The sequence below is a fragment of the Streptomyces sodiiphilus genome (genome assembly GCF_039529215.1).
GTDB classification, from domain to species: domain Bacteria; phylum Actinomycetota; class Actinomycetes; order Streptomycetales; family Streptomycetaceae; genus Streptomyces; species Streptomyces sodiiphilus.
Genome location: NZ_BAAAMJ010000087.1, coordinates 16,512 through 37,858, shown reverse-complemented (window position 1 = coordinate 37,858; position 21,347 = coordinate 16,512). Strand labels below are relative to the sequence as shown.

The following is a 21,347-nucleotide window of genomic DNA, read 5'->3' as shown; positions in this document are numbered from 1 at the left end:
GGGCCGGTCAGGTGGGAGATCGGAGCCTCCACTTGCGGGCCGGGACGGGTGCCGCACGATCATGATGTTCAGCCATGATGCGCAGCGACTTCCCAGCCGGTCGGTTACCCCCAGCATACCAGGGACCACCGAGCACCGTACCGGTCCCCCGGCCCGCCGCCGGGGGGCCTAGTCTTGAGCGCACCGCCCCGCAGCCGCCCGGAGAGTGAACCGCCATGACCGACGCCAGCACACAGCCGGACACCCCGGAGCAGGGGCCCGACTTCGACACCATGACCCGGGACATCGCCGATGTGCCCGCGGTGGAGGTGATCACCACGGTGGCTGTGCACCTGATGAGTTCGGCCGCCGTCAACCTCGGGCTGGCCGAGGGGGGCGAGCAGCACAAGGACCTGGACGAGGCACGCAAGCTGATCACCGCGCTGGCGGGCCTGGTCACCGCGAGCGCCACGGAGGTCGGCTCGTACCACGCCGCTCCGCTGCGGGACGGACTGAAGTCCCTGCAGCTTGCCTTCCGGGAGGCGTCGTCCGTCCCCGACGAGCCGGGCCAGGGCCCCGGCGAGAAGTACACAGGGCCCGTCCTCGGCTGATTCCGGGCCACGGGCCGGAACCGCGCGGGCCGGCGCCCCGGCGGCCCACCCCCTCAGCGCCGGTAGAGGGGGGTCCCGGGCATCTCACTGCCGGGCGGGAGGACCGCCAGCTCCAGGCCGCGGACCAAGTGGCTGCGCAGCACCTCGCTTCCGGCGACCGCGCGGGCCAGCTGCTGGACGGCACCGGCGTCCGCCCCTTCGTCCAGGGACACCGCGAGCGTTCCGTCGGCCGTTCCGCCGGGAACCAGCCGCGCGGCACGCACCGCAGGCTGGGCGCTGAGCAGATCACGCAGCGCCTGCGCCACCTCGGGGCGTGAAGCCGGTGGTCCCCCGCCCGCGACGGCGCGCACCCCGGGCCCGGACAGTTCGTAGGGCACCGGCCCGGCCAGGTCCACGACAAGCGTCCCGGCCCCTTCCTGTACGGCCGCCTGGAGCGCCTGGGCCGCCGTCACGGCCACGGGCCGGGCCTCCGGCCGCCATCGGGCAAGGGCGTCGGTGCAGGTGAAGACGGGCAGGGCCCGCCGGCCACCGGGCACCGTGAGAGTGAGGACCGCCATCTCGCTGCTCTTCTCCCGCCGCAGCCCGTCGGGCCCCGTCTCCTCCTCGCCCAGGACCGCGACGACCGGAACCAGCAGCCGGGCCCGGGCGAGAAGCTCGAGCAGCCGGGGCTCGGTGTCCGGGTCCTGCGACCAGTCGGCCAGGGCCCGGGCCAGCTCGGGGTCGGCGGTACCGTCGTCGCCGGCGAACGCCGGCTGGGGAATGCGCTTGGAGGGAGGGTTCTCAGACGCCACGCACCGAGCCTAACGGGGCTGCCACGGGTTCCGTGCGTGGCCCCCGTCGCCGACCGTTACCCGTTCGTCACCACCGCCCGATGACGGGCACATCCGTGCGGGATAGCGTCAGGCGTATGAATCCCCGGGTCCCGCGGCAGACCATGAGACGGACCGGGCCGGTGCTGGCCGTCAATGCCGCGCTCGCCACCGCGATAATCGCCACCGCCGCGGCGGGAGAACCGGCCGGCGGGCACCCGCCGCGGGCCGGGCACACCACCGGACCGGCGGAGGCACCCACGGTGACGGCGGCGGAGACCGGGGTCCCGGCAGCCCGCGGCGCCGTCCTGCCCGCCGGTCCGGGCCTCGCGGACCTCACCCGGACACCGGAGGTTCCCGGCCCACCTGTCCGCCCTGTCCCTTCCGTCTCCCCTGCGGGGCCGTCACCGGCCCCCTCCCCGCCACTCGAGAACACCGGCGCACTGTCCGCCCCCTCCCCCGGTGTCCGGCTGTCGGTCGCCGTGCTGGAGACCGACACCGGCCGCAGCGCTGTGTTCGGCGAAGGGAAGTTCGACACCGCCAGCATCGTCAAGGTCGACATCCTGGCCGCGCTGCTGCTCCACGCACAGGACGCCGGGCGCGAGCTGACCGAGGAGGAGCAGGCCCTTGCCGCGGCCATGATCAGGCGAAGCGACAACGAGGCCACCCACGCCCTGTGGGCCGTCATCGGCCGTGAGGCAGGTCTGGACGCGGCCAATGCCCGGCTGGGGCTGACCGGGACCCGCGGCGGGGAAGGGGGCCACTGGGGACTCACCCAGACGACCAGTGAGGACCAGCTCACCCTCCTGCGCGCCGTCTTCCCCCCCGCCGGCACCGGCTCGGCACTCTCCCCGGAGTCCCGCGCCTACATCCGCAGGCTGATGGCGGGCGTGGTGGCCGACCAGCGGTGGGGGGTGTCCGCGGCGGGGGACGGAGAGGTCCGGCTGAAGAACGGCTGGCTGCCGCGCAGTCACACCCAGTTGTGGGACATCAACAGCATCGGCTCGGTCGTGGCGCAGGGGCGCCGCTACCTCGTCGCGGTCGTCTCCGACGGTCACGCCGATTACGCCTCGGGAGTCGCCGCCGTCGAGGCCGCCGCCGCGGCGGCGGTGGCGTCGTTCAGGGAAGGGTCCGAGGTCTGACCCGCAGGAACAGCAGCGCCGCCGCCCCCAGGAACATCACCCCCAGGGCCCCGGCCGCCGGTGCCAGCCGTTCCGTCGGCCGGGAGGGCTCGGGCTCCGGCCGGGGGCCGGGCCCGAAGTGCTCCCGGACGAACGGCACGATGCCGGGACCGGAGCTCCCGGCCGAGTCCTGCGCGGCCGCGGCGGCGATGGCCGCGGCAGGGTCCACCAGGCCGGCTCCCAGCGCGTCGTTGCGCCCGCCCTCGGGAGGGTTCCGGGCGGTCTCCATGATCAGCCGTTTCACCTCGGCGGGAGTGAGGCCGGGATGCGCCGCGCGGAGCAGGGCGACCGAGCCGGAGACGAAGGCCGCCGCGGCGCTTGTCCCCCATCCGGCGTAGTAACGGCCGTCCGGGTCGGCGACGATCACATCCTTCCCGGGAGCGCTGACAGTGGCGTACCAGCGCTGGGTGGAGAAGGGCGCGCGGGCCCCGCCGCGGTCCACCGCGGTGACCGCGATCACTCCTGGATATCCGGCCGGGTAGGAGACGGGGTCGCCCTTCTCCCCACCGTTGCCCGCGGAGGCCACCACCACGGCCCCCTTGCCCAGTGCGTACCGTACGGCGGCGTCCTCCCTCGGGTCGGGGTGCGCCGAGTCGCTGTCGTCGCCGAGGGACAGATTGATGACGTCCGCTCCCTGGTCCGCGGCCCATCGGATGCCTTCGGCAAGCGCGTTGCCCCGCCTGCCGCGTGCGGCGTCCCGCTGCGGATCGTCGTCCTCCAGCAGCACCCGGACCGGCAGCACGGCGGCCTCGGGAGCGACGCCCAGGACCCCGTTGGCCCGCCCGGGACCATGGCCGCGCCCGGCGATGATGCCGGCCATGGCGGTGCCGTGGCCGGCCCAGGCCGGATCGCCCGGTTCCGCCCCCATGCCGACGAAGTCCTTCCCCTCCAGTACCGCACCGGCCAGGTCCGGATGGTCCGGGTCCACCCCCGTGTCCAGGACCGCGACGACGATGCCTGCCCCCTTGGTGGTCCGCCAGGCCTCGGGCGCGTTGACCGCGTCCAGTGCCCAGCGCTGCTGTTCCCGGATGGAGTCCGCACGTGCCGGGGCCGCGGTGGCGGACACGGCCAGGCATACGAGGGAGGCCAGCAGGGCCGCGAACAGGCGCGCGGGCACGGTACGCGCACGGCCCGGCGTCACGACCGCTCCGCCACGGTCCGGTCGGCCGCCTTGCGCAGCCGGCGCTCCACACGGTCGGCCACACCGGTGGCGTCGTGTCCCAGTCCCGCCAGGGCGACAGAGCTGTCCTGGCCGTCCTCGGCGGCCCGGTCGGCCGGCTGGGGCCCCGGGACCGGGCGGCCGTCCGCGAACCCGGCCACCGCGTAGGTCACCACGGGTATGTCGGTGAGCACTCGCACGGTCCAGGCTGCGCGCTGGGCATCACCGAATCCTTCGGCCGCTGTCCCCTCGGGCGCGTAGGGCCTGGGAAGCAGGTCGGTCCGCTCGTCGAGCGACTGGGCCCGGAACCGCTCGCGCAGGGCGGACATTCCGGCGGGATCGGCGCGGGTGAACAGGAGGCCGACGGTGATCACACTGCTCTCGGTGTCGTCCAGGTAGCTGGCACGCAGCAGCCGGTGGCATCCGGCGGGCGACAGGACCTCGCTCAGCAGCGGGTCGAAGGCGTCCGCGCAGTCGCTGTCGGGTGCCACGGCGACGCGTATCCAGCGCCGGTCCGCCCCGCCGGGGCCGGCCCCCTCGCCGGTCAGCTCCGGCGGGAAGATGTCGTCGACCGGGAGCTCCCGCCACAGCATGCGTCCTTCGTCGAACACCTCCTCCGCGCCCGGCAGGTCCGTCCCCGGGCCGGACAGCCAGGCACCGGCCGCGGCACCGCCGAGCAGTCCGGTGCCCAGTACAAGGCAGGTGACGGCCGCGACCAGCCGCGGACGGCTGCGGGGTGCCGGTGGCACCGGTCGGAGAGCCGGGCGGCCGGAGGGCGTCCCGTCGTGCGGCGGCCAGGGGGCGGCCGACGAGGAAGGGCCGGCCTGGGGGGCGGAGGGAGGCACCGGAGCCGGCACGAAAGGGCCTGCGGGCACCTGCCCGGCACTCCGTCCGGAGTTCATCACCCACACCCCCTGCCCGCCGCCGAGCCGCCGGCCACGCTCTGCAGGAGTCACTTTACGGGCGTCCGCTCACACGTCGGTACCGGGCCCGCTGCCGGTGACGGCCCGGGCGCCCTCGACGATCCGGTCCATGTCACCGGCCGGCGGTGCGCCGTCCTCGATGTTGAAGCCGATCCGGAGCAACAGGGCGCCGGAGCCGTCCGGGGCGGGGAAGGCGACGGATTCGACGTAGGCCTCGGTGCCGACCCCTGTCCGCAGCCGCCAGCGGACCCGGTAGCCGTCCTGGCCCGCGACGGTCACCCGCTCGCTCAGCACCTCCTCGTGACCGGTGACTCCGCGATAGGCCGCCTCGCTGTAGGACTCCTCGGCGTTCGCCCCGATGTCGGCCTCGGCGATCTCCCGGGGCTCGAACTGCCCGCCGCCGGGCAGCGGGTGGAGGAAGGCTGCGCCCCGGACACAGCCCAGGTCCGGGGAGGCCGGGCAGGGATAGCCCTCGATGGTGACACCCGTGCCGCCCCCGGCGGAGCCGCGCTCCTCCCAGCCGTCGAACAGGGGAAGAACGACGCCACCGGGACCGGCCGCGGTACTGCCGGGAGTGTGCCCCGGACCACCGGGCTCCCGGTCCTCCTCGCTCCGCCTCTCCTCATCCGCCCCCGGCTCCCGCGCCCCGTCCTCGGAGGCGGAGGCGGCCGGTCCGGTTCCCGCGGCGGACGGCGAAGCGGCCGTGCCTCCCAGGACCAGGGCGACGACCAGCGCGACCACGGCGGTCAGAACGACCGTCCCGCCCGCGAAGAGGGCGATGAGCCCACCCCGGCCGGCGGAGGCGAGGACCTCCCGCACCTGGTCCCGCCAGGTGCCGGGCGCGCGGACGTGTCCGGTCCAGGAGCTGCCGTCCCACCAGCGCTCGGGGGCCGGCGGGCCCCCGGGGTGGGCGGGGTCGGGGTACCAGCCGGGTGGTGTCGTCATGCTCACAGGGTGAACCTCTCACAGCACGACGCCGGCGATCCACCCGCCGGCCGGTCCCCGCAACAGCCCGAACCGCCGCGCGCACCGGGCAGTTGCGGAAGCGGACGCCGTTTCGCCGCGCCGGGGCCCGCAGGTGGGCGGTCAGTCCCAGCGGCGGGCGACGGCCGGACGCACGGCCTTCGCCAGTGCGTCCGCCAGCGGCACGAGGTCCTGAGCGGACAGCGGGGAGACGGTCACGCGGATCCCGGGCGGGGAGGCGAGCCGGAAGCGCGCTCCGGGAGCCACGGCCCAGCCGTCCCGCAGCAGGGCGGCGACCGCGGACGTCTCGTCCGGGACCGGCACCCAGACGTTCATGCCGCTGCGGCCGTGGGCCCGGACTCCCCGCCCGGCCAGCTCCCGCAGCAGAGCGTCCCGCCGCTCCCGGTAGGACCCCGCGGCGTCATCCGGACCGGCGCCGCCCGGGTGGTCCCACAGGGCGGCCACGGTGTCCTGCAGCAGGTGGCTCACCCAGCCGGGGCCCAGACGCTGCCGGCCCTGCACCCGGTCGACGGTGACCGGGTCGCCCGTGAGCACGGCCAGACGCAGGTCGGGGCCGAGTGACTTGGCGGTGGAGCGGACGAACGCCCAGTGCCCGGTGCGGCCGGCCAGCGGGTGGAGCGGCAGGTCGACGATGCCGTGCCCGTGGTCGTCCTCCACCAGCAGGGTGCCGGGGTGTGCCGCGAGGACCTCACCGAGCGCGCGGGCCCGGGAGGCGGAGACGGCGGCTCCGGTGGGGTTCTGGGCGCGGGCGGTGACGAGCAGCGCCCGGGCTCCGTCACGCAGGGCACGTCCGGCGTCGGCGGGGAGCGGACCTTCGTCGTCGACGGCGACCGGAACTGCCGTGAGCCCCAGTGCGGGAACGAGATCCAGCAGGCTGCCCCAGCCGGGGTCCTCCACGGCGACGGTGTCGCCGGGCCGCAGGTGCGCCGCCAGCACACGCTCGATGGCGTCCAGGGCGCCGGAGGTGACCGCCAGCGGGCCGGCGGGCACCCCGTCGCGGCTCAGGGCGGTACGTGCCACCCGCTCCAGCGCGGTACCGACGGGAGCACAGCCGTAGAGGACCGGTTCCCGCGCGCCACGCCCGGCGGCTGCGGCCAGCGCGGGCGCCAGGTCCGGGAGCAGTCCGGGGTCCGGATTGCCCGTCGACAGGTCCCGGGCCCCCGACGGCACCTCGATCCGGGACGCGCGGCGGCCGGTCGTGGGAGGGCTCGCCCGCACCCGGCTGCCCCGCCGGCCGGCCGTCTCGATCACCCCGCGTTCGCGGAGGATGCGGTAGGCGGCGGCGACGGTGTTGGGGTTGACACCCAGCCGCTGCGCGAGCTCCCGCATGGGTGGGAGTGACGTACCCGGCGGCAGCCGGCCGGCCCCGACCCCGCTCTCGACGCTGGCGGCGATCTCGGCTGCGCGACGCCCCGCGATGCGATAATCTCCTAGCACAAAATCAATTATGCACTAGTGCAATTGACTGTGCAACCGCCGGCACCGGACCGGCGGAGACGAACCGCCCCAGGGAGCGACCGATGACGACTGCCGCAGAGAGCTCTTATCCGACGACCAGCCGCACCACCCCCACCCGGGGGCGCGCCCGCGCCCGGTACGACCGCGAACTCGTGCACGCCGTCCTGGACGAGGGCTACGTGTGCCACCTGGGGTTCGTCCGAGACGGGGCACCGGTCGTCCTGCCCACGCTCTACGCCCGTGACTGCGAGCGGCTGTACCTGCACGGCTCCACCGGCTCCCGTCCCCTGCGGGCCGCCGGGGAGACGGAGCCCGGGCTGCCCGTGTGCGTGACGGTCACCCACGTCGACGGGCTGGTGCTGGCCCGCTCCGCCTTCCATCACTCGGTGAACTACCGCTCGGTGGTGGTGCACGGCATCGCACGGCCGCTGCGGGACCCGACCGGAAAAGCCCGGGCACTCGACCTGCTCNGGGCGGTCGGCCGACTGCCGGCCGGCCGACGCCCGGGAACTGGCCGCCACCGAGGTACTCGTCCTGGACCTCACGGAAGTGTCCGCCAAGGTCCGCGACGGCGGTCCGAACGACGAGCCGGAGGACCTCTCACTCCCGCACTGGAGCGGAGTGCTTCCGGTCTCCACTGTGCACGGGACGCCCGAACCCTCCGGTGACCAGCCCTCCTCCCTGCCGGCTCCCGGTTACCTCACGGCTTACGCCCGCCCCTGAGCCGGCCTCGGAACGGACGAGCACCGCCACCGCCCCGATCAGCACCCCGGTACCCAGCACGGTCGGGGCGGTGAGGCGCTCACCCAGCACCACGACGGCCAGGCCGGCCGCGGAGACCGGCTCGATCAGCGCGACCACCGACGCCGTGGCCGCCCTCACGGCGGCCAGGCCCGCGAAGTACAGGGCGTAGGCCAGCGCGGTCGGGACCGCCGCGAGATAGGCCATCAGCCACAGCGAGTGCCCCAGGTTCTCCGCCTGCGGCAGAAGTCCTTCCCACAGCGCCGCCGGCAGGAGGCACACGGCGCACACCGCGAACGACAACACCGTCGTGGAGTACGCACCGGCCCCGGCGCCGGAGCGTCCCAGGCGGCGGCTGAACAGCGTGATGGCGGAGTACCCGGCGGCCGAGACCAGGGCCAGCCCGACCCCCGCCGGCCGCACCGTGCCGGTCCCGTCCGCACCGCCGGCTACCAGCACGGCCAGGCCGAGCAGCGCCGCGGCGACCGCGGCGGCACCGCCGCGTCCCAGCCGCTCCCCCATCAGCACGCGGGCGCCCAGCGCGATGAGCACCGGCCCGGCACCGAGGGTGACGACAGTGGCCACGGCGAGACCGGTGGCCTGAACGGCGGCGAAGTAGGCCGTCTGGAAGACGGTCAGGCCCAGCCCCATGACCGCGATACGCAGCGCGCGACGGCGGGCCGGTTCGGCGGTGCCCCCCGCCGTCCGGGGACGGGGCCGCGGGCGGCGGAACAGCGCACGGCCGGCCAGCAGCAGGGCCAGGCCGCCCGCCGTCCGCCAGAAGGTCAGGGCGACGGGACCGAGACCGCTGCTGTCGAACAGCAGGGCGGCGGCGGCGCCGGCGGTGCCCCACGCGGTGGCGGCCACCACGACGTAGAAGAGCCCCCGTTTCACGGACAGGGCAGGCTGAAGAGAGTGATCCATCGAGTTGTTCTCCCGCGGAGAGGACGGCACGGTCACGTTGCGTCCACGGGCAGCACAGGACGGCGCGGTGGCGGTCGGTCCGCGCCGCGCTGGGTTCCGGTGAGCCCGCCTACGCGACCGGCGGCGGCAGAACGGTGAGGTGCACGCGGAAACCCTACGGAAGTCCGGCGGCACGGGCAACGGTGGTACCGCGCGCCGGGCCGGACCGGCTCGCGCCCGGAGCGGGCCACATGCGCGCAGGTGGCCGTGGCGGTCCGGGGCGGGGGTCCCTAGCGTGACGGCATGAGAATCCGCATCGTCGACGCGTTCACCGACCGCCCCTTCTCCGGCAATCCGGCCGGGGTCGTCCTGCTCCCGGACGGGCCCGGGGCCTCCGGCACCTGGCCGGACGAGTCCTGGATGCAGCGGGTGGCCGCCGAGGTCAACCTGTCCGAGACCGCCTTCGTGACGTCGCTGCCGGCCGGGGCCGGTGCAGACCGCGGCCTGCGGTGGTTCACCCCGGTCGCGGAAGTCGCGATGTGCGGCCACGCCACACTGGCCGCGGCCCACGTCCTGTACAGCACCGGGCAGGCGGCCGGGCCGGTGCGCTTCGCCACCCGCAGCGGGGTGCTCACCACCGCACCCGGTGAGAACGGCTGTGTGGTCATGGACTTCCCCACCGCCCCGCTCACCCCGCTCCCCGCGCCCCCGGGACTGGCCGGCGCGCTGGGAGCCCGTCCGGTCTCCGTCCACGACACCGGACCGGACGTCGGCGACCTGCTGGTGGAACTCGGTTCGGAGAAGGAGGTCCGGGAACTCGCGCCCGACCACGCCGCACTCGCCCCGCTCGGCGGGCGCGGTGTGGTCGTCACCGCCCGGGCCGCACGGGACGGGGCCGGGTACGACTTCGTCTCCCGTGCCTTCTTCCCCGCGCTCGGCATCGCCGAGGATCCCGTCACCGGGAGCGCCCACACCGCACTGGCCCCGTTCTGGGCCGCGCGCCTGGGCCGGCAGACACTCACCGGGCTGCAGGCCTCTGCCCGCACCGGACTGGTCCGCCTGGCTCTCGCGGGGAACCGCACGCAGCTGAGCGGCCCGGCCGTCACCGTCATCGACGGCGAACTGCTCGCCGGCCGGTGACCATCGCGGAGGTCATGCCGTGGGAAGCCAGCCCACCTTCCCCGCGAGCAGCGCATAGCCGAGGAACGCCACGATGTCGATCAGCGCGTGCGCCACCACCAGCGGCATGACCCTCCCCCACCGCCGGTACAGCCAGACGAAGACCACTCCCATCACGATGTTCCCGACGAAACCCCCGATGCCCTGGTACAGGTGGTAGGTACCACGCAGCAGGGCGCTCGCGGCGAGCGCGGCCACCGGCGTCCAGCCGATCTGGTGGAGGCGATGCAGCAGGTATCCCACCACGATGACCTCCTCCACGACGGCGTTCTGCACCGCGGCGGCGATCAGCACCGGCACCTTCCACCACACTCCGGGAAGTGCCTCGGGAACCACCGTGAGGTTCAGCCCGGCCGCCTGAGCCGCCAGGTACAGGGCAAGCCCGCTGCCGCCGATGGCGGCGGCGACCAGCGCGCCGCGGGCCAGGTCCGTGCCGGGACGCGTGAGATCGAATCCCAGGCCGCGCAGCCCCGGCCCGGTGGTCCCTCCGGGGTTCTCCCGGTACAGCAGGTGGGCGACCAGCAGCACCGGAACCAGAGCGGTGGCGATACCGAAGACCTGCCACGCGAGGTCGATCCACGGCTGGTCGCCACGCGAGCGGTTGAGGGTCGCCGCGTGGTCGCTCAGCCCGCCGGGGGCGGTGACCACCCGCGTGAAGCTGATGACGGCGGAGACCGCGCTCGCCCCCAGCGAGAGGGCGAGCACCAGCAGCAGCTCGCGGCCGAGCATCCGGCGTCTGCCCTCGTCCCCCGGCCGTGCCCCCGCCAGGCCGTCCGGTTCCCGCAGCACTTCGCCTCCCGATCGGGCACCCATGGCCGTCCCTTCTCGCGACGGCGTGCGCCCGGATCCGCGGTGGATCAGGGGTCCAGCGGCCAGGTGTGCACCGGCTCGTCCGACCGGGCCAGTTCGCAGTACCGCTTGACCATTCCTGCCAGGGCCGTCGCACGGTCCGCTCCGCCGTCCACCGCCCGGTGGTAGACCCCAGTCTGCCAGCCGGCCCCGGTGACCCGGCGGCGGCACCGCCCTTCGATGACCTCCAGACAGCGGTCGCGGTCGGCGGGAGCGACGCCCCAGGCGTCCAGCCCGGCTGCGGCGAGCGGGAGCAGCTCGTCCGCCACCAGGCGGGCCGCCGGGACCTCGGCCACGCCGTGGCGGCCGCCGCGGGGCCATATCAGCAACGACTCGATGCCGTGCCGGCAGGCGGCGTGGAAGTTGCGTTCGGCGGCCTCGAAGGGCAGCCTTCGCCACACCGGGTCGGGCTGTTCCGCCAGCGCCCGCACCAGTCCGTAGTAGAACGCGGCGTTCGCCACCATGTCGGTGACGGTGGGGCCGGTCGGCAGCACGCGGTTCTCCACCCTGAGGTGGGGAACCCCGTCGGTCACCTGGTACACGGGGCGGTTCCAGCGGTAGACCGTGCCGTTGTGCAGGACCAGTTCGTGAAGGCCTGGGATCCCGCCCGCCGCCAGTACGTCCGCGGGGCGCTCCTCGGAGCAGATCGGCAGAAGGGCCGGGAAGTACCGGACGTTCTCCTCGAAGAGGCACTGCACGGAGTCGATCCACCGCTCGCCGAACCAGGTCCGCGGACGGGCGCCCTGGGCGGCGAGCTCGGGCGGACGGCTGTCGGTGGACTGCAGGAAGAAGGGCGGACGGGATTCCTGCCACAGCTCGCGCCCGAACACGAAGGGGGAGTTGGCGCCCACCGCGATCTGCGCGGCTGCCACGGCCTGCGCCGCGTTCCACACACCGGGGAACCGCTCGGGAGTGAGCTGGAGGTGGAACTGGACCGCGGTGCAGGCCGACTCGGGGGCGATGGAATCGAAGGAAGCGGTCAGGTGCTCGGCGCCGGCGAGATCGACGGTGATCGCCTCGCCCCGGGCCGCGAGAATCTGGTCGTTCAGGAGGGTGTAACGGTCGGCCGGGGAAAGGTTGCCGGGCACCAGTTCCCCGGCGGTGATGGTCGGCAGAATGCCGATCGGCACCGCGTGGGCCCCGTATTCGGCCGCAGTCCGGTCGGCGTAGCCGAAGGCGATGCGAAGCTCCTCCGCCAGGTCGTCGAAAACTCTGCCGGTCAGCCGTCGCGGAGGCATGTTGAGTTCCAGGGTGAACTTTCCCAGCTCGCTCTGGAAATCCCTGCTCGCCATTCTCTCCAGCACGGCCTCGTTCACCATGCGCGGTGAACCGTCCGCACCGGCCAGGCTCAGCTCCACCTCCAGTCCGACGAGGTCCCGGGGGCGGTCGAAGCGTCCTTCGTCCAGCAGCGTCCGCAGGGCTCGCAGGCACTCGTGCAGCTTGGCCCGGTACTGCTGCCTGTCACCGAGATCGAACCGGTCGGCGCTGACCTTCTCCCCCATCGCGGCACACCTCCTTGATCGAGCGGTGCCCCGATCATGCCCAGGCGCGCACGCCCTGACGCGCGCCCCGGTTCACACCAGCGCTACCCGAGTTGCATATTCGCGTGGAATACTCTCCGGTCCAGGAGCGCGCCCACGCCCGCATGAGAGCCGGCCGGCCCACAAGAGCCGCGCGTGTCCGGATTTCCCCTTGCCGAAACATCCCGGGGCGGCTAATCGAAACATCCTGCGAACATACGTCGTATAAGCTCCGATTACGACGTGTCTCCCGAAGCACGAGGCGACCTACTCCGACGTGAGAGGCGACCACCATGCCCCTGCACCTGTACTCCGCCCCGGCACCGGCCGAACGCAGCGTCCGCGCGGCGCTTCACTCGTCCGCCGTGCCGACCCCCCACCCCCTTCAGCGCGACCGGGGAAGCCTGGAGCCGGCTTCCCCGCTCCCGGTGCACCGCCTGGACCCGATGCCCTATCCGGGCGCACCGCCGCGCACCCGCCTGACCGGCTGGCGCTTCCTGCTGGAGCGCCGGGGCCGGGCGGTCGGGGCCGCGGAGACGGTACTCACTCCCGACGGGTGGGCGTTCTCCCACTTCCTCGAGGGCCCCTACATCGCCTCGGGGTGCGCCGCGCTGCGCCAGGCGGAGGCCATGGACGGCGCCTACCAGCCGCAACTGCTGTCCGTGCCCGAGCTCTACATGCTCACGCTGTGGCTGCGCCCCGGAACGGCCTCCGACCCCGCGGAGAGCTCCCCCAGTGCGCTGGACCTGCTGGTCCCCCTCGCCCCGGCCCCTCCCGGCATCGCCTCCGGCCGGCCCCAGCCCGTCGAGGCGCTGCTGCCGCAGCTGACCCGGCGGCTCACGCCGAGCACACTGGCCGGCTGACATGACACGGCCGGGGCCGGCACCGCGACGCGGTTGCCGGCCCCGGCCCCGTTCCCGGCGGGCCCGTTCAGCCGTCGTAGTCGGACGGCGGGGGGCAGGAGCAGACCAGGTTGCGGTCGCCGTAGGCTCCGTCGATCCGGCGCACGGGCGGCCAGTACTTGTCCTGCGAGCCGGTGCCGGCCGGGAAGACCGCCTCCTCGCGCCCGTAGGGGTGCGGCCATCCGCCGGCCAGCTGCGCTGCCGTGTGCGGCGCGTTGACCAGCGGGTTGTCATCCGCCGGCCACTCGCCGGACCCCACCTTGTCGATCTCGCCCCGGATCGCGATCATCGCGTCACAGAAGCGGTCCAGCTCGGCCAGGTCCTCGCTCTCGGTGGGCTCGATCATCAGCGTTCCGGCCACCGGGAAGGACATCGTGGGCGCGTGGAAACCGTAGTCGATCAGCCTCTTGGCGACATCGTCGATGGTGACTCCGGTCGCCTTGGTCAGCGGACGGACATCGATGATGCACTCGTGCGCCACCAGCCCGCCCGGCCCGGTGTAGAGCACCGGGAAGTGCGGCTCCAGACGCTTCGCCACGTAGTTGGCGCTCAGCACGGCCACCTGGGTGGCGCGGCGAAGGCCGTCCGCCCCCATCAGGCGCAGGTACGCCCAGGAGATGGGCAGAATTCCCGCCGAACCCCAGGGGGCCGCGGAGACCGGACCGATCCCGGTGCCGGGCCCGGCGGCCTCCTGCAGCGGGTGGCTGGGGAGGTAGGGCGCCAGGTGGGCACGGACCGCCACGGGGCCGACGCCCGGGCCTCCGCCGCCGTGCGGGATGCAGAACGTCTTGTGCAGGTTCAGGTGCGAGACATCGGCACCGAAGTGTCCCGGCCGGGCCAGACCCACCAGTGCGTTGAGGTTGGCACCGTCCACGTACACCTGCCCGCCCGCTTCGTGCACGGCGGCACAGATGTCGGCGATGTCCTCCTCGAAGACGCCGTGCGTCGAGGGGTAGGTGACCATCAGGACGGCCAGTTCGGACCGGTGGCGTTCGATCTTGGCGCGCAGGTCCTCCGGATCGACACCGCCGTCCTCCGCGGTCCTGACCACCACGACCTTCATCCCCGCCATGACCGCGCTGGCGGCGTTCGTGCCGTGCGCCGAGGACGGGATGAGACAGACCGTCCGATGTCCCTCCCCCGCCGCCCGGTGGTAGGCCCGCACCGCCAGGAGCCCGGCCAGCTCGCCCTGGGAGCCCGCATTGGGCTGCAGGGAGACGGTGTCGTATCCGGTGATCTCCGCCAGCCGGTCCGCCAGCTCCCCGATCAGCGTCAGGTAGCCGTCGGCCTGGTCCAGCGGGGCGAAGGGATGCAGCTGTGCGAACTCCGGCCAGGTCACCGGTTCCATCTCGGTGGTGGCGTTGAGCTTCATGGTGCACGAGCCGAGCGGGATCATGCCCCGGTCGAGCGCGTAGTCCCGGTCGGCCAGCCGCTTGAGGTACCGCAGCATTGCGGTCTCGGAGCGGTGCCGGTGGAAGACCGGGTGCGTGAGGAACTCACCGGTGCGCAGCAACGGGACGGGGAGCGCGTCACCGGTCCGCTCGTCCAGCCCGGCGAGGTCCTCCTCCGCGGCCGCGACACCGAACGCGGTCCACACCGCCGCCAGCTGTGCCCGCCCGGTGATCTCGTCGCAGGCGATTCCCACGTGGTCGGCGTCCGTCAGGCGCAGGTTCACCCCGTGTTCGCGGGCGGTAGCCACGACCTGGGCCGCACGTCCGGGCACGCGGGCCGTCACGGTGTCGAAGTACGCGTCGGACACCACGTCCACACCGCCTTCCCGCAGTCCGGCCGCCAGCAGCACGGCACAGCGGTGAACCCGACGGGCGATGGCCGTCAGCCCTTCGGGGCCGTGCCACACCGCGTACATCCCGGCCATCACCGCCAGGAGGACCTGGGCGGTGCAGATGTTGCTGGTGGCCTTCTCCCGGCGGATGTGCTGCTCACGGGTCTGCAGAGCGAGCCGGTAGGCCTGTGCGCCGTCCGCGTCGTAGGAGACGCCCACCAGCCTCCCGGGCAGACTGCGGGCGAACTGTGAGCGGACCGCCATGAAACCGGCGTGCGGGCCGCCGAAGCCCATCGGCACCCCGAACCGCTGGGTGGACCCGACCGCGATGTCGGCGCCCAGTTCCCCGGGGGAGCTGAGCACGGTGAGCGCCAGGAGGTCGGCGGCCATGGTGACGACGGCGCCCAGGCCGTGCGCCTGCCGGATCACCTCGCGCGGGTCGCGCACCGCCCCCGAGGCGCCGGGATACTGCAGCAGCACGCCGAAGACCCCGCGCTCGGCGACCGCGGCCGGGATGCCGCCGGAGAGGTCCGCGACCTCGATCTCGACACCGGCGGGCTCCGCACGGGTACGGAGGACGGCGATGGTCTGCGGCAGGCAGTCGGAGTCCACCAGGAACACCCCGCCCTTGACCTTGCCCACCCGGCGGGCCAGCGCCATGGCCTCGGCGGCGGCCGTCCCCTCGTCGAGCAGCGACGCACCCGACGTGGGCAGCCCGGTCAGGTCGGCCACCATGGTCTGGAAGTTGAGCAGCGCCTCCAGCCGGCCCTGGGAGATCTCCGGCTGGTACGGGGTGTAGGCCGTGTACCAGGCGGGGTTCTCCATGACATTGCGCAGCACGACCGGCGGGGTCACCGTGCCGTAGTAGCCCAGTCCGATCATGGAGTGCAGGACTCTGTTGCGGGAGGCCAGCGAACGGAGCTCGGCGAGCACTTCGGCCTCGCTCCGGGCCTCCGGCAGCCTGAGTCCCTCCGTGCTGGTGATCACCTCGGGGACGGCGGCGGCGGTCAGCTCGTCGAGCGAGCCGTACCCGATGTGGGCGAGCATCTTCGCCTCGCCGGCGGCGTCGGGGCCGATATGGCGGGCGGCGAACGGGGTGCCCCGTTCGAGGGCGGTGAACGGGGTGCGGTGAGCAGTCATGTTTCGGAGGCCTCCTGGTCGCTGCGACCTGCCGGGCACCGCTTGAGTACCCGATCAGCCTCCCCCTCTGTCATCCGGACCTGAGAGCTTCGCCGTCCGCCGCGGAGCGGGCCGGCTTGCACCGTCGGTGAGGCGGTCCCGTGGGCGGCATCGCCCAGCGGTCCCCCTGCTTTCCAGAGTGGCCTGACTCACGCGGTACGTGGGCCTGAGAGATTCCGGGGAGGAGTTGCTCCTTCGGCGCCCCCGTTGCCGGGGGACTCTCCCGCCTGAGGTCGTCAGCCGTCTTCGAGCCTATCAGCGGCGTTCCACCGGGGCAGGAGCCCGGCTGGGCCGGTGGAGCGCGTGCCTTTCCGGCAATCGTGGGTACGCGTCCTGCAGACGTGGTGATTCTGGGAGGAACTCGTGCATACGCATATCGACCCCCGCAGCCTGATCGGACGCAAGGCCTTCGACCGTCACGGAGCGAAGATCGGCACCGTTGACGAGGTGTATCTGGACGACGCGACCGGCATACCGGAGTGGGCGGCGGTGCGCACCGGTCTGTTCAGCCGGGACGCGTTCGTCCCGCTCGGTCCCAGCGAGCTGGTGGAGGACACCCTCCGGGTTCCCTTCGACCGGACCCTGGTCAAGGAGGCACCCGATTTCGGGGTGGGCCGGCATCTGTCGCCCGAACAGGAGCTACAGCTCTACCACCACTACGGCCTGGATGTGAGCCGGGACAGGGTCGGCCACGTCGCCTACAGGGACTCCGGCCGGCCCTCGCCGTCCGACGGCAAAGGCTGAGCAGGCAGCGGCAAGGGCTCACCCGGTTCCAGCTCCGGGTCGTCCATGGAGAAGGTGCGCACGCGGCCGGGCTGTGATCCAGGCTGCTCGAAGCGCACCGTTACCCGTCCCACGCCACTTCCCTGCACCCAGCCCGGGCCGTGCTTCACGTGGCGCACATCGAGACCGGGCAGCCAACGCCGGACCGCGGAGGGCGGAGGCTGCGCGGGCGCGGGCGGCTCCGGCGGTGCGGTGGCCGCATGTCCGCCCGGGGTCTGCGACCGCTGGGCGAAGAGATCTTCCTGGGTGTACCCGGCCAGAGCGGTGACCCCCACGCCCAGCAGCCGGACCCCGGCCGTGGTGTCGACTCCTTCCAGCAGACGGGCCGCCGCTTCCCTGATGACCGCGGGCTCGTCGGTGGGACCGCGCAGGGTCTCCGACCGGGTGAGGGTGGTGAAGTCATGACCGCGCACCTTGAGTACCACTGTGCGGGCCGACCGTCCGGCTGTCCGCAGCCGCTCCGCGCACCGCCCGGCCAGGCGGTCCACCTGGGCCCTGACAAGGGGGCGGTCCGTCAGGTCGGTGTCGAAGGTGTCCTCCACCGACACCGACTTCGCGTCGCGCTCGGCCACGACCGGCCGGTCGTCCACCCCCTGGGCCATGGTGTGCACAGCGACCCCCTGGGCCTGTCCCAGGAGCCGGACCAGTTCCTCCTTGCCGGCCGCGGCCGCCTCGGCGACCGTGCCGATCCCGGCCCGCCGGAGGGCGCGGTCCGTTGCGGGGCCGACTCCGGGCAGGACCCGGACGGACATCGGTGCCAGGAACTCCCGCTCGGTACCGGGCGCGATGAGCACCAGGCCGTCGGGCTTCGCCTGCTCGGAAGCGATCTTGGCAAGCATCTTGGAACCGGCGAGCCCGACCGAACCGCTCAGTCCGGTGGCCGCGCGGATGCGCGCCCGCAACGCACGGCCGGTGGTGAGCGCCTCTTCGGTGGTCACGGCAGCTCCGCCGACGGCGAGGTCGACGAACGCCTCGTCCAGACTGAGCGGCTCCACCAGCGGCGACAGCTCCGCGAGGAGCTCCATGACCGTGTCGCTGACCTGCCGGTACAGGCCGAATCGCGGGGTCAGATACGCCGCGTTCGGGCAGCGGGCCCTGGCCTGGGCGACGGGCATGGCCGAGTGCACGCCGTACGTGCGGGCCTCGTACGAGGCCGTCGCCACCACACCGCGCGGCCCGAGACCGCCGACGACCACGGGCTTGCCGCGCAGGCTGGGCTTGGCCCTCTGCTCGACCGCGGCATAGAAGGCATCCATGTCCAGATGCAGGATGGCCGGATGTCCCCTCACACCACGAATGATGCCGGACCGCACCGACACGGGCCCCGCTGCGGCCGCCGGCCGGACGTCAGCCGGGACGGTGCCGGCGGCGGGCCAGCTCGTCGCCCGGGTGGTCACGGAGCACGGACTCACCGGTGTCCACCCGCTCGGCCTGCAGCTGGGCCAGTGCGCTCTGCACATCCGCCCATACCGCTCCGACCGCGATACCGAAGACGCCCCGGCCCCCTCGCAGCAGCTCGGCCAGGTCGTCGGGCGAGTCGCAGCGGTACACGGCGGCCCCGTCGCTCATCAGGGTCAGATCGGCCAGTTCGGCGAGCTCCCCCGAACGCAGGGCACGCACGGCGGTGCGGATGCTCTGCAGGGACACCCCCGCGTCCAGGAGGCGCTTGACGATCTTGAGGACGAGGATGTCGCGGAAGCTGTACAGCCGCTGGGTGCCCGACCCGTGGGCCGGACGCACACTGGGCTCCACCAGGCCGGTGCGCGCCCAGTAGTCGAGCTGGCGGTAGGTGATGCCGGCGGCGGCGCACGCGCTGGGCCCCCGGTAGCCCAGCTTCTCCGGCGTGCCGCGGTTCTGCCGGGCCACTGTGTGCCGCAGCCCCGGGCGCTGCGGTGCGCCCGGCAGGGCGGACACCCCGCCCACCGCTCCGCTCTCGCCGTTACCTGTCACGCCGGCCTCCGTTCTGCATGCCCCGACCGTGCTCCCGGTGCTCTCCCGGTGTGACCCCTCGCGAGCACACGCACGGCGCTCCTCCCAAGACATGCCCCATTGACGCTAGGTACCCGCACCGGGTGCGTCAACGATCGCCACGCACTGCTACCGGGGTTTGGCGGGCTACTGACTGCTGCCGAAGTCCTCCGGAGAGATCTGGTCGAGAAACTCGCGGAACTTCTCGACCTCGTCCTCCTGCTCGTCCGGGATGATGATCCCCGCGTCGTCCAGCACCTCGTCGCTGCTGTAGATCGGCGTACCGGCCCGCAGGGCCAGTGCTATCGCGTCGGACGGACGGGCACTGACCTCGACGCCGCCGGCGAAGACCAGTTCGGCGTAGAAGATGCCGTCTCTCAGATCAGTGATGCGCACCTCGCTCAGCTCCTGGCCGAGCGCCTCCAGCACGTCCTTGAACAGGTCGTGCGTCAGCGGACGGGGAGGAGCCATTCCCTGCTGGGCGAAGGCGATGGCGGTCGCCTCCCCCGGGCCGATCCAGATCGGGAGGTAGCGATCGCCTCCCACTTCCCGCAGGAGCACGATGGGCTGGTTGTTGGGCATTTCCACCCGGACACCCACGACGTCGAGCTGATTCACACAGCAACCCTAGGACGGGCCCGGGGCGTTTGGATAGTCGGACACCGCCAGGCGGTGCCTTCCGCGCCCCGGGCGGCGGCTCAGCCGGCCTGCTGGCCGGCGAAGAAGACCAAGCGGTACTTGCCGATCTGCACCTCGTCCCCGTTGGTCAGCAGCAGGGAGTCGATACGCTCCCGGTTGACGTAGGTGCCGTTGAGGGAACCCACGTCGGCGACCGAGAACCCGCCCTCGGCCCGCCGGCGGAACTCCACGTGCCGCCGGGAGACCGTCACGTCGTCCAGGAAGATGTCGCTCTCCGGGTGACGCCCCGCGGTGGTCACCTCGCTGTCGAGCAGGAAACGGCTTCCGGAGTTCGGGCCCCGCCTGACCACCAGGAGGGCGGACCCCGCCGGCAACGCGTCGACGGCCGCCTGGGCCTCCGGGGACAGCGAGGGCGCGGCCTGCTGACCGGTCGCCTCGGCCTCGTACGCCTCGAGACCGGAGATCGAGATGGTGGAGGTGGTCTCGGAGGCCACCTCGGGCGTCCGGCCCTCGCGCAGGGCGTTGCCGCAGTTCGAGCAGAACCGGCTGGTCGCGGCGTTGCCGCTGCCGCACCTGGAGCAGGTCAGCGTGCCCGCGCCGGCCCCGCCTGCGCCTATTCCCGCCTGCGGGGCGTCCTTCCCGGCGACCTCGTCGCGGAACATCGGCCGCTCGCGGTCCGCGCCCGCCGGCGTCTCGCCGTGCTGGCGGGCGCTGTGGCGTGCGGCACTGTCCGTGCCACTCTGACGCCTGCCGAACAATCTAGCGAAAAATCTCACCGGCAATTCCCCTCGCACCGTCGGTCCGTCCCATCCGTGGACGGGACGGTCCATTCTCTCTCATGGACCGCGTCGGACATCCTGCCAACGTCCGCGGCCCCCGTTCAGTTTCCCTCACCGGGCAGTGCACAGCTCCGGCAGCCCTCCGGTCCCCGATAGCCGGTGATCATGGGGCTGACTGAGCGTAGTCAGGCCGCTCCGCCGACCGCAAGGCGTCCACAGTGATCTTGTCCGGACGGCTCACCGTCACACTTGCCTGTTCCTTCTCCAGCGACTGCACCACGCCCCCTGGGATGTTCAGCGCGGGCTCGAGATCCTGCGGCCGGCCGATCGCCTCCACCCGGAACGGCTCGGTGATCCGGACGCCGTCCACCAGGACCCCGCCGTCCCCGTCCACGAAGGACGTGCTCGCCACCACGCGGACCTCGTTGATCTGCATCGCCTCGGCCCCCGCTGCCCGCAGTTCCTGGACCGCGTCCAGCAGCATGTCGGCCCGGACCGTGCCCGCCGGGTCGTCGATGCGCAGCGTCACCCCTGGGCCCTCCGCGGCGACAGTGCCGGCCAGCACGCCGAGCTGACGCCGGCGTTCCTGAGTCTGCCGACGGGCCTCCTCGGCCTGATCGGAGCTGTTCTCCAGCTCGGTTCGCTGCTCCTCCAGCCGGGCCCGCTCCTCCTCCAGCCTCTTGGTCCGGTCGTCCAGATCGCTCAGGATGCGCACGAGATCCTCGGGCCGGGCGCCCCGCAGCGCACCGCCCTCCTCCCCTGCGGCGCGCACCTGGATGGCCAGTCCCAGCCCGAGAACGAACAGCAGCAGGGCCACGGTCAGCTGGGCACGCGTCACACGTGGCGGCCACAGCCCGCTCAGCAGGGCCTGGCGCCCGGTGACCGGCTTCCCGGCGGTGGCCGGCTCTCCCGTGGCCTCTGCCGGACCCTCCGGGGCCGGCTCACCGATGGCAGAGGTTTCCTCTCCGGAGGCCGGCCGGGAGCCGGGATCGTGCGGAGGTGGTGTCCTGTCCGTCAT

General features: G+C 73.2%; 19 protein-coding genes, 1 pseudogene and 1 riboswitch. Of the genes and pseudogenes, 6 read left to right on the top strand and 14 right to left on the bottom strand.

Going from position 1 to position 21,347, the window contains the following annotated elements:
* The first annotated feature begins 215 nt into the window (after positions 1-215).
* Complete coding sequence (locus ABD299_RS24480) at positions 216-590, top strand: DUF1844 domain-containing protein (protein ID WP_344266816.1); 375 nt, start codon at positions 216-218, stop codon at positions 588-590.
* Positions 591-643: 53 nt separating this feature from the next.
* Here ABD299_RS24480 and ABD299_RS24475 read toward each other — a convergent pair whose 3' ends face one another.
* Positions 644-1,381: an SseB family protein gene (locus ABD299_RS24475; RefSeq protein ID WP_344266814.1), complete on the bottom strand. Its 738-nt coding sequence runs from the start codon at positions 1,379-1,381 to the stop codon at positions 644-646.
* 116 nt (positions 1,382-1,497) lie between these two features.
* Between ABD299_RS24475 and ABD299_RS24470 the strand changes: the two genes are divergently transcribed.
* Positions 1,498-2,541: a serine hydrolase gene (locus ABD299_RS24470; RefSeq protein ID WP_344266812.1), complete on the top strand. Its 1,044-nt coding sequence runs from the start codon at positions 1,498-1,500 to the stop codon at positions 2,539-2,541.
* Here ABD299_RS24470 and mycP read toward each other — a convergent pair.
* The 4 genes from mycP to ABD299_RS24450 form a co-directional block, all read right to left on the bottom strand.
* A complete protein-coding gene (mycP, locus tag ABD299_RS24465; RefSeq protein ID WP_344266809.1) occupies positions 2,519-3,721 on the bottom strand; it encodes a type VII secretion-associated serine protease mycosin in 1,203 nt (400 codons plus the stop codon). The genes ABD299_RS24470 and mycP overlap by 23 nt on opposite strands.
* Positions 3,718-4,488 carry a hypothetical protein gene (locus ABD299_RS24460; RefSeq protein WP_344266806.1) on the bottom strand — a complete coding sequence of 257 codons (771 nt, stop codon included), beginning with the start codon at positions 4,486-4,488 and terminating at the stop codon, positions 3,718-3,720. Before ABD299_RS24460 ends, mycP begins: the two co-directional genes overlap by 4 nt.
* Positions 4,489-4,710: 222 nt before the next feature.
* Positions 4,711-5,607: a DUF2510 domain-containing protein gene (locus tag ABD299_RS24455; RefSeq protein ID WP_344266803.1), complete on the bottom strand. Its 897-nt coding sequence runs from the start codon at positions 5,605-5,607 to the stop codon at positions 4,711-4,713.
* Between the two features lie 141 nt (positions 5,608-5,748).
* The gene (locus ABD299_RS24450; RefSeq protein WP_344266800.1) at positions 5,749-7,083 is read right to left on the bottom strand and encodes an aminotransferase class I/II-fold pyridoxal phosphate-dependent enzyme; all 1,335 of its coding nucleotides are present in this window, start codon (positions 7,081-7,083) and stop codon (positions 5,749-5,751) included.
* 83 nt (positions 7,084-7,166) lie between these two features.
* Between ABD299_RS24450 and ABD299_RS24445 the strand changes: the two are divergent.
* Positions 7,167-7,809 (top strand): annotated as a pseudogene (locus tag ABD299_RS24445) (pyridoxamine 5'-phosphate oxidase family protein); the annotation flags it as partial.
* On the opposite strand, the gene ABD299_RS24440 reads toward ABD299_RS24445, so the two are convergent.
* Positions 7,705-8,769: a DMT family transporter gene (locus ABD299_RS24440; RefSeq protein WP_344266797.1), complete on the bottom strand. Its 1,065-nt coding sequence runs from the start codon at positions 8,767-8,769 to the stop codon at positions 7,705-7,707. The pseudogene ABD299_RS24445 and the gene ABD299_RS24440 overlap by 105 nt on opposite strands.
* Positions 8,770-9,051: 282 nt before the next feature.
* Here ABD299_RS24440 and ABD299_RS24435 point away from each other — a divergent pair, with 282 nt between their 5' ends.
* On the top strand, positions 9,052-9,888 hold the full coding sequence (locus tag ABD299_RS24435) for a PhzF family phenazine biosynthesis protein (RefSeq protein ID WP_344266794.1): 837 nt from the start codon (positions 9,052-9,054) through the stop codon (positions 9,886-9,888).
* A gap of 12 nt (positions 9,889-9,900) precedes the next feature.
* Here ABD299_RS24435 and ABD299_RS24430 read toward each other — a convergent pair whose 3' ends face one another.
* Complete coding sequence (locus ABD299_RS24430) at positions 9,901-10,740, bottom strand: CPBP family intramembrane glutamic endopeptidase (protein ID WP_425581418.1); 840 nt, start codon at positions 10,738-10,740, stop codon at positions 9,901-9,903.
* Between the two features lie 44 nt (positions 10,741-10,784).
* Positions 10,785-12,278: a glutamate-cysteine ligase family protein gene (locus ABD299_RS24425; protein WP_344266791.1), complete on the bottom strand. Its 1,494-nt coding sequence runs from the start codon at positions 12,276-12,278 to the stop codon at positions 10,785-10,787.
* Positions 12,279-12,589: 311 nt separating this feature from the next.
* Between ABD299_RS24425 and ABD299_RS24420 the strand changes: the two genes are divergently transcribed.
* Positions 12,590-13,159: a hypothetical protein gene (locus tag ABD299_RS24420; RefSeq protein ID WP_344266788.1), complete on the top strand. Its 570-nt coding sequence runs from the start codon at positions 12,590-12,592 to the stop codon at positions 13,157-13,159.
* 67 nt (positions 13,160-13,226) lie between these two features.
* On the opposite strand, the gene gcvP is transcribed toward ABD299_RS24420, so the two are convergent.
* Positions 13,227-16,121 carry an aminomethyl-transferring glycine dehydrogenase gene (gene gcvP / locus ABD299_RS24415; RefSeq protein WP_344266785.1) on the bottom strand — a complete coding sequence of 965 codons (2,895 nt, stop codon included), beginning with the start codon at positions 16,119-16,121 and terminating at the stop codon, positions 13,227-13,229.
* Positions 16,122-16,304: 183 nt separating this feature from the next.
* A riboswitch (glycine riboswitch) is annotated at positions 16,305-16,396 on the bottom strand.
* Positions 16,397-16,523: 127 nt separating this feature from the next.
* Between gcvP and ABD299_RS24410 the strand changes: the two genes are divergently transcribed.
* Positions 16,524-16,904: a PRC-barrel domain-containing protein gene (locus ABD299_RS24410; protein ID WP_344266782.1), complete on the top strand. Its 381-nt coding sequence runs from the start codon at positions 16,524-16,526 to the stop codon at positions 16,902-16,904.
* Here the strand turns inward: ABD299_RS24410 and ABD299_RS24405 are convergent.
* The 5 genes from ABD299_RS24405 to ABD299_RS24385 all read right to left on the bottom strand — a co-directional run bounded on the left by ABD299_RS24405 (position 16,859) and on the right by ABD299_RS24385 (position 21,347).
* Positions 16,859-18,232, bottom strand: coding sequence for a DNA polymerase IV (locus ABD299_RS24405; RefSeq protein ID WP_344266779.1), 1,374 nt, complete (start codon positions 18,230-18,232; stop codon positions 16,859-16,861). The genes ABD299_RS24410 and ABD299_RS24405 overlap by 46 nt on opposite strands.
* Positions 18,233-18,290: 58 nt before the next feature.
* On the bottom strand, positions 18,291-18,893 hold the full coding sequence (locus ABD299_RS24400; protein ID WP_425581417.1) for a MerR family transcriptional regulator: 603 nt from the start codon (positions 18,891-18,893) through the stop codon (positions 18,291-18,293).
* Between the two features lie 165 nt (positions 18,894-19,058).
* Positions 19,059-19,529, bottom strand: coding sequence for a bifunctional nuclease family protein (locus ABD299_RS24395; protein WP_344266776.1), 471 nt, complete (start codon positions 19,527-19,529; stop codon positions 19,059-19,061).
* Between the two features lie 80 nt (positions 19,530-19,609).
* The gene (locus ABD299_RS24390) at positions 19,610-20,380 is read right to left on the bottom strand and encodes an FHA domain-containing protein (RefSeq protein ID WP_425581416.1); all 771 of its coding nucleotides are present in this window, start codon (positions 20,378-20,380) and stop codon (positions 19,610-19,612) included.
* A gap of 112 nt (positions 20,381-20,492) precedes the next feature.
* Complete coding sequence (locus ABD299_RS24385) at positions 20,493-21,347, bottom strand: DUF881 domain-containing protein (RefSeq protein ID WP_344266841.1); 855 nt, start codon at positions 21,345-21,347, stop codon at positions 20,493-20,495.

Coding starts and splice junctions, on each gene's coding strand:
- ABD299_RS24425 (WP_344266791.1), bottom strand. CDS start 12,278: ATGGGGGAGAAGGTCAGCGCCGACCGGTTCGATCTCGGTGACAGGCAG.
- gcvP (WP_344266785.1), bottom strand. CDS start 16,121: ATGACTGCTCACCGCACCCCGTTCACCGCCCTCGAACGGGGCACCCCG.
- ABD299_RS24420 (WP_344266788.1), top strand. CDS start 12,590: ATGCCCCTGCACCTGTACTCCGCCCCGGCACCGGCCGAACGCAGCGTC.
- ABD299_RS24385 (WP_344266841.1), bottom strand. CDS start 21,347: ATGACGGACAGGACACCACCTCCGCACGATCCCGGCTCCCGGCCGGCC.
- ABD299_RS24440 (WP_344266797.1), bottom strand. CDS start 8,769: ATGGATCACTCTCTTCAGCCTGCCCTGTCCGTGAAACGGGGGCTCTTC.
- ABD299_RS24470 (WP_344266812.1), top strand. CDS start 1,498: ATGAATCCCCGGGTCCCGCGGCAGACCATGAGACGGACCGGGCCGGTG.
- ABD299_RS24435 (WP_344266794.1), top strand. CDS start 9,052: ATGAGAATCCGCATCGTCGACGCGTTCACCGACCGCCCCTTCTCCGGC.
- ABD299_RS24480 (WP_344266816.1), top strand. CDS start 216: ATGACCGACGCCAGCACACAGCCGGACACCCCGGAGCAGGGGCCCGAC.
- ABD299_RS24390 (WP_425581416.1), bottom strand. CDS start 20,380: ATGGACCGTCCCGTCCACGGATGGGACGGACCGACGGTGCGAGGGGAA.
- ABD299_RS24455 (WP_344266803.1), bottom strand. CDS start 5,607: ATGACGACACCACCCGGCTGGTACCCCGACCCCGCCCACCCCGGGGGC.
- ABD299_RS24430 (WP_425581418.1), bottom strand. CDS start 10,740: ATGGGTGCCCGATCGGGAGGCGAAGTGCTGCGGGAACCGGACGGCCTG.